Below are 11,013 nucleotides of genomic sequence, written 5' to 3'. Positions count from 1 at the left end.
CGTTTCCACCCCGCGAGTCGCCCATTTCCGCCACGCGAGTCGCCCGTTTCCGGTGCGCGAGTCGCCCCTCCTGACGCCCGGGTCGAGTTCCCTCCGGTGATCTCCTGGAAAATCGCGAGTGTGAACGACATCCTGTTCAGCCTGGGCCTCGTCCTGCTGTTCGTGCTGATCGGCGGGTTCTTCTCGGCGTCGGAGATGGCGCTGGTCACGCTGCGCGACTCCCAGGTCCGTCGCATGGCGGAGCAGGACCGGCGCGGTGCGCGGGTCGCGCACCTGCGCGAGGACTCCAACCGGTTCCTGTCCGCCGTGCAGATCGGCGTGACGCTCGCCGGGTTCTTCTCCGCGGCGTACGGCGGCTCGACGCTGTCCGAGCCGCTCGGGGCCGTGCTGAGTGGCTGGGGGCTGCATCCGGCTCTCGCGGGCTCGATCGCGTTCATCGTCGTCACCATCGCGATCTCCTACCTCTCACTCGTCCTCGGCGAGCTGGCCCCGAAGCGCCTGGCGCTGCAGCGGCCGGAGGCCATCGCCCGCGGCGTCGCCCCCGTCCTCGACCGCGTGGCCAGGCTGAGCCGGCCGCTCATCTGGGTCCTCGGCGTCTCCACCGACGCCGTCGTCCGCCTGCTCGGCCTCGATCCGAAGGCGAGCGACGCCGACGTGAGCGCCGAGGAGCTGCGCGACATGGTCAGCACGCACCGCAGCCTGGGCCAGGAGGAGCGGCGCGTCCTCGGTGACGTCTTCGCCGCGGCCGACCGCTCGGTCGGGACCGTGATGGTGCCCCGCACGGAGGTCGACTTCCTCGAGGCCGACTCGACCGTGGCCGACGCGGCAGGCGTCGTGCTGCGCGGCACCCACTCCCGCTATCCCGTCATCGGCGCCGATGCGGACGAGGTGGTGGGCGTCGTCCACGTCCGCGACCTGCTCACGGTGCTGCACACCGAGCCCGGGGCGGAGCACCGGACGCTGCGCAGGCTCGCGCGCCCCGTGCCCCTGCTCCCGAACGGGAAGCGGCTGTTCGAGGCGCTCCCGGAGCTTCGTGCCCAGCGCGCGCACCTGGCCGTCGTCGTGGACGAGTACGGCGGCACGGCGGGGATCGTCACGCTGGAGGACATCCTCGAGCAGCTGGTGGGCGAGATCGAGGACGAGTACGACCCGCAGCGCAGCCCCGGCGCGGACGAGTCGGAGCTCGACGGGCTGCTGCACCGCGAGGAGGTGGCCGACCAGGCCGGCGTCCAGCTGCCGGACGGCCCCTACGAGACGCTCGGCGGGTTCGTGCAGACGCGGCTGGGCCGGGTGCCACAGGCGGGCGACGCGGTGCGTCTCGGGCCCCACCGGTTCACGGTGACCGAGATGGACGGGAGGCGGGTGGCGCGGGTCCGCGTGGACGAGGTCGCGCCACAGCCGAGCCCGCCCGCCTGACCGTTCCGGCGATCACACCGCCGCTGACCTGCAGCGATCAACATCGTGACAGAATCGGACGAACTGGGCGATTCCGCAGGCCGGTGCGGCGGGTAGAGAACATCATGACGCTTTTCGGGTTCCATGCTTCACACGAGCAGATACATCCGAGTGTCCTGTTGGCCGCGGTGCGCCGCGCCGAGGAAGCCGGGTTCGACGCGGCGATGTCGTCGGACCACATCTCTCCGTGGAGCGCCCGCCAAGGACAGTCCGCGTTCGCCTGGTCCTGGCTCGGAGCCGCGCTGCAGGCCACCTCACTGCCGTTCGGCGTGGTCAACGCCCCGGGGCAGCGCTACCACCCGGCGATCATCGCGCAGGCCATCGGCACGCTCGGCGCGATGTACCCGGGCCGGTTCTGGGCGGCGCTGGGCACCGGCGAGGCGAGCAACGAGCACATCACCGGGGACGACTGGCCCCGCAAGGACGTGCGCAACGCCCGCCTGCGCGAGTGCGTCGACGTGATCCGCGCGCTGCTGAACGGCGAGGAGGTGAGCCACGACGGGCTCGTCACCGTTGACAGGGCGCGCATCTGGACCCTGCCCGAGGAGCCGCCGCCCCTGGTCGGGGCCGCGGTGAGCGTCGCCACCGCACGCTGGTGCGCGGAGTGGGCCGACGGCCTGATCACGATCAACCAGCCGGTCGAGACGCTGCGCGAGATCGTCGGCGCCTACCGGGACGCTGGCGGGCGTGGCCGGCTGCACCTGCAGGTCCACCTGTCATGGGACCCCGACGAACGGACGGCCGAGGCGGTCGCCATGGACCAGTGGCGCAGCAACGTCTTCCCGCCGCCGGCCTGCTGGGACATCGACTCGGCCGAGGTGTTCGACGCTGTCTCCGAGCACGTCCCGCTGGAGCTGGTGCGCAAGTCGGTGCACATCTCCAGTGACCTCGGCCGGCACACTGCGCAGCTCGCGGAGTACGCGGCGCTGGGCTTCGACGAGATCGCGCTGCACCACGTCGGCCAGGAGCAGGACGCGTTCCTGGACGCGTTCGGCGCCAAGGTCCTCCCCCAGCTCCGGGAGGCCGTGTGAAACTCACGCGCACCTCGGACCTGTGGTGGAAGAACGCCGTCATCTACTGCCTCGACATCGAGACCTACGCCGACGGCAACGGTGACGGCTGCGGTGACATCCGCGGCCTGATCCAGAAGATCGACCACCTCGACCGTCTCGGCGTCACCTGCCTGTGGCTCATGCCGTTCTTCCCCACGCCCGACCGTGACGACGGCTACGACATCACCGACTTCTACGGGGTCGACGAGCGCCTCGGCTCCCTCGGCGACATGGTGGAGCTGATCCGCACCGCCCGCGACCGCGGCATGCGGGTGATCGCCGACCTCGTCGTCAACCACACCTCGGCCCAGCACCCGTGGTTCCAGAGCGCCCGCAGCAGCCCCGACTCGCCCTACCGCGACTGGTACGTCTGGCAGGACAAGCCGCCGGCCGACGGCCCGCAGGGCGTCGTGTTCCCGGACCAGGAGACGAGCCTGTGGGAGTACGACCGGAAGGCGAAGCAGTACTACCTGCACCGGTTCTACAAGCACCAGCCCGACCTCGACGTGGCCAACCCCGAGGTCCGTGACGAGATCGCACGGATCATGGGCTTCTGGATGGAGCTCGGGCTCTCCGGTTTCCGCGTCGACGCCGTCCCGTTCCTGCTGGAGACCGACGGCCTGGCCGACGCGGACGCGCTCCCGGACCCGCACGACTACCTCGCCGACCTCAGCGCGTTCCTGCGCAGGCGCAACGGCGAGGCCGTGCTCCTCGGCGAGGTCAACCTGCCGTACCCGGACACGATGCCGTTCTTCGGGGCGAACGACGGCGGCGGCTCCACCGACGAGCTGACGATGTGCTTCGACTTCATCGGCATGCAGCAGATGTACCTCGCGCTGGCGCGGGCCGACGCCGAGCCGCTCGCCGAAGCGCTGCGGCACCGGCCCGACCCGCCCGAGGACGGCCACTGGGCCACGTTCGTGCGCAACCACGACGAGCTGACGCTCGACAAGCTCACCGACGCCCAGCGCAAGGAGGTCTTCGACGCCTTCGGGCCCGACGAGGACATGCAGCTCTACGGCCGCGGCCTGCGCCGGCGTCTCCCGCCGATGCTCGGCGGCGACCAGCGCCGGATCCGGATGGTCTACAGCCTGCTGTTCTCCCTGCCGGGCACGCCGGTGCTCTACTACGGCGAGGAGATCGGCATGGGCGAGGACCTGAGCCTGCCCGGCCGGTTCGCGGTGCGCTCGGACATGGACTGGGCGGCGGTGCAGGAACAGCAGCCCGATCCCGACTCGCTGCTGTCCTGGATGCGGCTGCTCGTCGACAGCTACCGGGCGTGCCCGGAGCTGGCGTGGGGCGCCTGCACGGTGCTCGATCCAGGTTCGGACGCCCGGCCGGTGTTCGCGCACAGCTGCGGCACCGACGGCACCACGGTGGTGGCGCTGCACAACTTCGCCGACGCCGAGATCGACGCCGCCCCGGTTGTGCCGGCACTTGCCGGAATGGAGCTGGTCGACGTCCTCGATCCCCGCCGGGGCCCGGTCAAGGTCGGGGACGACGGCACGATCGCGGTGACGTTGCCGCCCTACGGGTGTCGGTGGCTGCGCTGCGCGGAACAGTGACACAGTGTCGGCCGTGAGTCGCGCCGGCAGTGTTGCTGTTGTCACCGGAGCAGCCCGCGGGCTGGGTCGGGAGATCGCTCGTCGCCTCCTGGCCCGCGGGCACCGGGTGGTCATCACCGACCTGGACGCCGCCGCCGTCTCCGCCACCGCGGCGGAGCTGGCGGCCTCCGGTGCGCAGGTCACCGGCATCGTCGCCGATGCGCGCGACGCGGCCGAGCATCGCCGCGTCGCGGCCGCGGCCGCGCAGCTGGGCCCGGTGACGGTGTGGGTGAACAACGCCGGTGTGCTGCGCTCCGGACGGGCGTGGGAGCAGCCGGAGGAGCACCAGGCGCTGATGGTGGACGTCAACGTCATGGGCGTCGTCCACGGCTCCCGGGCCGCCGTGGAGCTGATGCGGGAGCGGGGCGGGCACGTGCTCAACATCGCGTCGATGTCGGCGCACGGGCCGGTGCCCGGGCTCGCCGTGTACGCGGCGACGAAGGCGGCGGTGCTGAGCTTCAGCACGAGCCTGCAGGGCGATCTCGACCTCGCGCGCGTGCCCGTCCGGGTCCATGCGCTGTGCCCCGACGCCGCCGACACCGCGCTCGTGCGGGACGAGCAGGCGAGCCCGGACGTCGCGCTCCTGTTCTCGCAGCGGAGCCTGCTCACCCCCGCTGCGGTCGCGGACGCGGCCGTCGCGCTGCTCGACGGGCGGCGCGTGGTGCGTTCCCTGCCGACCCACCGGGCGGGGCTCATGCGGTTCGGCTCACTGCTCCCCCGCGTGGCCCTGCCCGTGCTGTCGTTGCTGCGGGCCCAGGGCGACCGGCGCCGGACGAGCACGTGACCGCGAACGGATCGGGTCGCCGCCGGCGTCACGACCACGACGCCGGCGGCGACCCGGAGCTGCTGGCGGCCAAGGCCGCCCTGCGCGACGAGGTGTGGACCGCCCTCACCGAGGCCCGGGTGGCGCGCTTCCCCGGCGCGCGCAACCGCATCTCGAACTTCACCGGGGCGGAGGCGGCGGCGGAACGGCTCCGCGCCACCGACGTCTGGCGGGCCGCACGGACCGTCAAGTCGAACCCCGACTCGGCGCAGCTCCCGGTGCGCCAGCGGGCACTGCAGGACGGCAAGACCGTCTACATGGCCGTGCCGCGGCTGGCGGAGCCGGAGCCGTTCTTCCTGCTCGACCCCGACCACCTCGAGGATCCGCCGCGCAAGGCGGCCTCGATCGCCGGCGCCACCCGCTCGGCCCGCCGCGTCGCGGTGGCCCAGCTGTCGCCGGTGGACCTGGTGGTCAGCGGCTGCGTCGCCGTCGGGGAGGACGGGGCGCGGCTCGGTAAGGGCGGCGGCTTCGCCGACCTGGAGTTCGCCCTCGCCACCGCCGCCGGCTTGATCGGCCCCGACACACTCGTCGTCACCACCGTGCACGAGTTGCAGGTGCGCCCCGCCGGCGTGATCCCGACAGCGGCGCACGACGCACCGGTCGACCTCGTGGTGACCCCGGAGCGCGTGCTGGACTGCCGCGCCAGCCGCGGCGCCCGCCCCGCCGACGGGATCCGGTGGGCCGAGCTCACCGAGGAGAAGATCGCCGCGATCCCGCTGCTCCGGGCCCTGTCACACGATCAGCTCCGATAGGGCGGTCGGGGCGCGGCCCGTCCGTCATCCGGCGTGTGCGTAGGCGGGCAGGGCCAATGCCGAGTTGGCGGTGCGGCCGTCGTCGCCCGGGAGCCCGGCGGGATCACGCAGCGCCTGGTTCCGCAGCGCCAGCTCCTCGGCGGTGCGGGGAGCGACGAAGGCGCCGCCTGCGGCGGCGAGCCCCTGGTTCATCCGGACGAACTCCCGCATCCGGTGCTCGTACGCCGCGAACGCGGCCGTGTGGTCGGCAGTGCTCGCGAGCTCACCCGCGAGCACGTACGCGCCGACCAGTGCCACGCTCGACCCCTGCCCGGACAGGAACGACGGGGCGTAGGCGGCGTCACCGACGAGGGCGACCCGCCCGCGCGACCAGGCGGACATGCGGATCTGGCTGACGACGTCGAAGAAGAGGTCGTCGGCCGTGCGCATGGCGGCCACCATGCGCGGAACCTCCCAGCCTGCGCCATCGAACACGGACGCGACGAGGTCACGCTGGGCTTCGGGAGTCCGGAAGGCGTCGAAGGGCGGCTCGGGCCGGGCGAAGTTGAGGAAGGCGTGCAGCACGCCGTCCTCCCGCGGCGCGTACAGGACCGCGCCCCTGCCCGGGGTGTTCCACGTGACGCCCTCGTGCGCCAACCCGAGGTCGTTGGGCATCGTGAACCCGGCGAAGCACCGGCCGAGGTAGTGATGGAACTGCTCCTCCGGCCCGAACACCAGGCTCCTGGTGTTCGAGTGCAGGCCGTCGGCCCCCACGACCAGGTCGAACCTGCACCGGTCGCCGTTGCGGAACGTCACGTCCACGCCGGCCCCGTCGTCGTGCAGGGCGAGGATCGAGTCGTCGAAGCGGAACCCGACATCGTCGCCGACGGCGCCGTACAGGGCGTCGGCCAGGTCGCCGCGGGGCACCTCGACGTCGCGGCCCTCCGTCCCGCCCGTGATGGCCTCGGGGCGCAGCGAGCCCAGCGGGCTGCCGTCGGCGTCGAGGTAGGTGATGCGGCGGACGTCGACGTGGGCGGCGCGGACCTGCGGAAGCAGTCCCATGCGGTCGACGACCTCGATCGCGGTGCCGCGGATGTCGATCGGGTAACCGCCGCCGCGCAGGGCAGCCGCCCGCTCCACGACCGTGACCTCGAAGCCGAACCGGTGCAGCCAGTACGCCAGCGCAGGTCCGGCAATGCTCGCGCCGGAGACCAGGACCGTCCCCTTCGATGAAGCGCTCATCGGTCTCTCCTTTTGGTGTGTACCTTAGGTATCCTTTGCGGCGGCGAGCGCGACTCTTCTCGACACCGCCATCACCGGACTATATACCTAACTTAGCTATCTAGAAGGATCGCGATGAACGTCCCGCACACCGACGGTCCCCTGTCGGCCCTGCTCCCCCGCCTCACCCAGCTCAGCAACGTGCTGAACCGTGGCCGGGTGTACGAGCGGGCACTGGAGAGCGCCGGGATCACGCTGGAGAGGCCGGCGATGTCGGTGCTCGCCGTGCTGCACACGGCCGACCGTCCACTGCGGATCGGCGAGATCGCCGACCGGCAGCAGGTCGTCGGCCCCCACGTGACCCGCCAGGTGAACGGCCTCGAGCGACGCGGACTGGTCCAGCGCGTCACCGACCCCCTCGACCAGCGAGCCCGGCTGATCGCCCTGACCCCGGACGGGACCGCGGTCATCGAGCGCTACCTGCACACCGTGCTCGGATGGTTCACCGACGCCCTGGCCGGCTGGCCGGAACAAGACCGACAGGATCTTGGGCGCCTGCTCGGCCGACTGGTCGACGACCTCTCCACCCAACTGTCCGCCCTGGACGACTGAGAGCACGACCACCGCACTACGGGGCCGTACTGCTGCTGGAGCGGCCGCACGACAGCATTACGGCTCCGAAATGCGTTCCGCGGCTGCGTCACTCCTCCACCGGCAGATGCCTGGGGCCACCACCATGCAATCCTGAGCGCGTAACCGCTGGCCGCTTCCCCCGGCCGTCGATCACCATCGATGGAGGGGTAGCCGTGTACGAGTCGTGGTCGTCGACCACCAGCCAGCCACCACGCCCGTTGGACCGCCCGGTCTGGGTGGATCTCGAGATCTTCTACGGGCCACCGGACGACCCGACGGCCGGCCCCGAGGACGACCCGCCACCTGGCCGGCTCCTGGTGCCCACGGGTCGGGTCCCCGGCGTACTCGCACGGTGGGAACGGGCCGTGGACGGCCGCTGGTTCGGGATCGTGCGGTTCGCAGTCTGCGACTCGTACGGCGCGATCGTGGCCGAACACCGGGACGCGCTCGTCCCGGCCTCGGCGCTGAGTCTCCGGGAGACCGAGCCGTACCGGTAGCCTCCGCGCACCAGCGCACGGTCGAACGGATCACCTGGGAAAATCCGTGGTGAGCGGCGCGGTCTGCGCCGACACTCGCCCGGGTGACGGATCACCTGGAGACCGACCGCCTACGGCTACGGCGGTTCACGACCGCAGACCTGGACGATGTCCACGCCCTGCACTCCGACCCCGCCGTGATGCGGTACCTGGACCGGCCGGCCACGCGCGAGCACGTGCGAGACACCACCCTGCCTCAGTGGTTCGCCCTCTACGAGCGTCACCCCCGGTTCGGGTACTTCGCCGCGCTCGAGAAGCAGACCGGCACCTTTCTGGGCTGGTTCCTTTTCCGCCCGCAACTGGTGGAGCAGCCCACTCCCGGCGAGATCGAGCTCGGATACCGGCTCCACAAGGCCGCGTGGGGGCGCGGATTCGCCACCGAGGGGTCGATTGCGCTGGTCGAGATGGGGTTCACCGAGCTGGGCGTGCAACGGGTGGTTGCTACGACGATGGCCGTGAACCGGGGCTCGCGCCGGGTACTGGAGAAATCCGGACTCCGGTACGTCCGCACGTTTCATGTCGACTGGCCCCATCCTCTCGACGGGTCCGAACACGGCGAGGTGGAGTACGCGCTCACCCGCGAGGAGTGGAGCCGCAGCCCTCGGCGAGGAACGGTTCTCATTCCGCGTCGACCAGGCGATCAGCCCGGATAGGGCCTCGTGGTTGACCACCGCGCGGGTCGCGTTGGTGAGCTCACCCTGCCTGGTCCTCCGGCCGGGGCCGCTCATGTCGGCCGGCGGCGCGCTGTCCGACCCGGAGGACGCTCAGGTAGCGCCGGGAGGCCCGGTCGTCCATCCGCGTGCGAATGCGGTCGGCGACCGCGTCGAGGAGGGGCTCGCGGACGTCGTGGTCGAGCCTGCGGTACAGCGACGTCGAGCGGAGGAGATCGGCGAAGCCGTCCCCGTCGAACCACTGGACCGTCGGGTACCAGCGCACGATCGGCCGGCGGAACAAGCCGCCGGGATCGTCGTCCGGTCCCCAACCCTCGTCGGTCGTGCGCACGTCATCCTCGAGCGGCGGATGACCCCAGGCGGGGTTCCCGGGGGCGAACAGCTCGTGCAGATCGGCGGACTCGGCGTACACCTCCGGCTCTCCCGGACGGCGGACGACGACGTGGGCGAGCAACGCCAGCCAACCTCCGGGGGAGAGCACATCGTGCGCCCGCTGCCAGCCGACCGCCGGATCGACCCAGTGCCACGCCGACGCGGCGACGAGGACATCGAAGCGCCGACCGCGGTCGGCCCACTCCTCGAACGTCGACAGCTCGACATCGACGTTGCGGAAGGGGGCGGTCCGTCGACGGGCGAGTGCGGCCATTCCCGCGCCGGGCTCGACGGCGGTGACCGAGCACCCGAGTGCTGCCAGCGACCGGGTCGCCTGGCCGGTACCGCACCCCACCTCGAGCACCGACGCCTTCTCGTCGGCGCCGGTGATGGCGGCGAGGTCCGAGAACAGCTCGTCGGGGTATCCCGGACGGACCCGGTCGTAGAGCTCCGGCACTTCGTCGAACACCCGACCGAGGTCACGTCGGTCCCGGTCTGCCATCCCACCATCCTGCCGGGACCGCCGTCGGAGCGCCCTCTCCCCCCATCAGCCCGGATAGGGCCACGGGTTGGGGTTGCAGCCGTTCAGCCCCAGGGACTGCTGCTGCATCACAGGAGCGGGCGCCGAGGGGGCAGGGCAGTTCACGTGATCGTGGCCGAGGACGTGCCCGACCTCGTGGTTGACCACGTAGCTCCGGTAGGCGGTGAGGTCGCCGTGATAGTCCGGGGAGCCTTCCACCCAGCGGTAGTGGTTGACCACCGCGTGCGCTCCGACCCGGCACGACAGCGGGCCCGCGGTGTCGAGCGGTTCGCACAACCGGCCGGTGGTCTCCGGGCTGGCGAGCCGCACGACGATCTCCGCGTCGCCCGCGGTGCGTGCGAAGGTCATCGCGCCGTCGTGGCCCCAGCCGCGCGCGTCGTTGAGCGTGCGCATCACGAACCGGGCGAAGGCGGTGACCTCGACGGGGAGCCCGTTCTCGACCTCCACCCGGACCGTCCGCAGTGGCCCCGCCCCCGGCGCCGGCTCCGAACCCGGGACCACGCTGAACGTGCCCGTCCCGGCCTGCGGGACCAGGCGGACGACGACGCCGGCGATGACGTCGGGACCGGCCGGCGTCGCCACGGTGGGGACGGGCACGGCCCGGTCCGCGAGCGGTTCCGGGCCGGCGGCGACGACCGGGCCGGGGCCGGGCTGCGGTGCAGGTCCGGCCGCGCCCACGGCCGTGAGTGGTACCACGCCGAGCACGAGGGCGACCGGCACCAGCCGTGCGCCGCGTTTCGCCGAAAGCACCGAGTCACACTGTCACCGATCCGGTGATCCTGCCCTCCGGAGACCCACCATGAGGACGCTCAGTGATCACGTTCCGCACCGAATGGCCTGTGGTGCTCCGCCTCCTCGTCCGGTTAGCTACAGCGGGTAACTGCGGGGAGGGGTGGAGTTGGGCGGCCGGCACCGGAAGGGCGGACAACGACGGCGCTGGCCCGTGGTGACCGTCACCGTGCTGGTCGTTGTCGGCGCCGGCGTCGTGATCGGGATGCGGACCTTCACCCTGTGCCGCCCCGCGACCGTGACCATCGCAGCCGACCCCGTGGTGGCCGAGAGCGTTCGCCAGGCCCTCGCGGGCGAGCGCAGCGGCGCGGCGCAGTGCGCCGACATCCGGGTGGTCGACGCACCGTCCACGCAGGCGGACGAGATCCGCGAGAACGCACCCGGACTGCCCACCATCTGGATCCCCGACTCCTCGCTCGCCCTCGACACCCTGGACACCGCGTCGGGCTCGGTGGTCGACCAGCGGTCGTCGCTGGCCTCGTCGCCGGTGGTGCTGGTCCTGCCGGAGGCCGACGCCGGGCGGTACGGCAACCCCACGCGGCCGGTGTCGTGGAACACGCTGCTCACCCATCCCCGGCCCCCCGC

At 72.0% G+C, this 11,013-nt stretch carries 11 protein-coding genes and 1 pseudogene; 9 read left to right on the top strand and 3 right to left on the bottom strand.

From position 1 onward, the window contains the following. Positions 1–120 precede the first annotated feature (120 nt). The 5 genes from HF577_RS34395 to HF577_RS34375 all read left to right on the top strand — a co-directional run bounded on the left by HF577_RS34395 (position 121) and on the right by HF577_RS34375 (position 5,686). Positions 121–1,416 (top strand): hemolysin family protein, encoded by a 1,296-nt coding sequence (locus HF577_RS34395; protein WP_169400182.1) that lies wholly within the window; start codon positions 121–123, stop codon positions 1,414–1,416. Positions 1,417–1,520: 104 nt separating this feature from the next. Further along, positions 1,521–2,486, top strand: a complete 966-nt coding sequence (locus HF577_RS34390) for a TIGR03885 family FMN-dependent LLM class oxidoreductase (RefSeq protein ID WP_169400181.1) — start codon at positions 1,521–1,523, stop codon at positions 2,484–2,486. Continuing rightward, on the top strand, positions 2,483–4,072 hold the full coding sequence (locus HF577_RS34385; protein ID WP_169400180.1) for an alpha-amylase family protein: 1,590 nt from the start codon (positions 2,483–2,485) through the stop codon (positions 4,070–4,072). Before HF577_RS34390 ends, HF577_RS34385 begins: the two co-directional genes overlap by 4 nt. 13 nt (positions 4,073–4,085) lie before the next feature. Beyond that, the gene (locus HF577_RS34380) at positions 4,086–4,895 is read left to right on the top strand and encodes an SDR family NAD(P)-dependent oxidoreductase (protein ID WP_169400179.1); all 810 of its coding nucleotides are present in this window, start codon (positions 4,086–4,088) and stop codon (positions 4,893–4,895) included. Beyond that, on the top strand, positions 4,892–5,686 hold the full coding sequence (locus HF577_RS34375; protein ID WP_312859567.1) for a 5-formyltetrahydrofolate cyclo-ligase: 795 nt from the start codon (positions 4,892–4,894) through the stop codon (positions 5,684–5,686). The genes HF577_RS34380 and HF577_RS34375 overlap by 4 nt, the downstream gene beginning before the upstream one ends. A 24-nt stretch (positions 5,687–5,710) precedes the next feature. On the opposite strand, the gene HF577_RS34370 is transcribed toward HF577_RS34375, so the two are convergent. Beyond that, positions 5,711–6,907 carry an FAD-dependent monooxygenase gene (locus HF577_RS34370; protein ID WP_169400178.1) on the bottom strand — a complete coding sequence of 399 codons (1,197 nt, stop codon included), beginning with the start codon at positions 6,905–6,907 and terminating at the stop codon, positions 5,711–5,713. Positions 6,908–7,021: 114 nt separating this feature from the next. Between HF577_RS34370 and HF577_RS34365 the strand changes: the two genes are divergently transcribed. From HF577_RS34365 to HF577_RS34355, 3 genes are all read left to right on the top strand, one after another. Continuing rightward, positions 7,022–7,498: a MarR family winged helix-turn-helix transcriptional regulator gene (locus tag HF577_RS34365; RefSeq protein WP_169400177.1), complete on the top strand. Its 477-nt coding sequence runs from the start codon at positions 7,022–7,024 to the stop codon at positions 7,496–7,498. Between the two features lie 194 nt (positions 7,499–7,692). After that, positions 7,693–8,016, top strand: a complete 324-nt coding sequence (locus HF577_RS34360; RefSeq protein WP_169400176.1) for a hypothetical protein — start codon at positions 7,693–7,695, stop codon at positions 8,014–8,016. Positions 8,017–8,099: 83 nt separating this feature from the next. Then, positions 8,100–8,708, top strand: coding sequence for a GNAT family N-acetyltransferase (locus HF577_RS34355; protein ID WP_169400175.1), 609 nt, complete (start codon positions 8,100–8,102; stop codon positions 8,706–8,708). 40 nt (positions 8,709–8,748) lie between these two features. On the opposite strand, the gene HF577_RS34350 is transcribed toward HF577_RS34355, so the two are convergent. Beyond that, entirely contained in the window at positions 8,749–9,600 is an 852-nt protein-coding gene (locus HF577_RS34350; RefSeq protein WP_169400174.1) for a class I SAM-dependent methyltransferase, read from the bottom strand. Positions 9,601–9,645: 45 nt separating this feature from the next. Beyond that, entirely contained in the window at positions 9,646–10,389 is a 744-nt protein-coding gene (locus HF577_RS34345; protein WP_211175284.1) for a DUF3152 domain-containing protein, read from the bottom strand. Positions 10,390–10,582: 193 nt separating this feature from the next. Between HF577_RS34345 and HF577_RS34340 the strand changes: the two are divergent. Then, positions 10,583–11,013 (top strand): annotated as a pseudogene (locus HF577_RS34340) (substrate-binding domain-containing protein); the annotation flags it as partial.

Source organism: Pseudonocardia xinjiangensis (assembly GCF_012911925.1).
Taxonomy (GTDB): Bacteria; Actinomycetota; Actinomycetes; order Mycobacteriales; family Pseudonocardiaceae; genus Pseudonocardia; species Pseudonocardia xinjiangensis.
The sequence above is the reverse complement of the archived record's forward strand: the minus strand, read 5'-3'. Positions and strand labels throughout refer to the sequence as shown.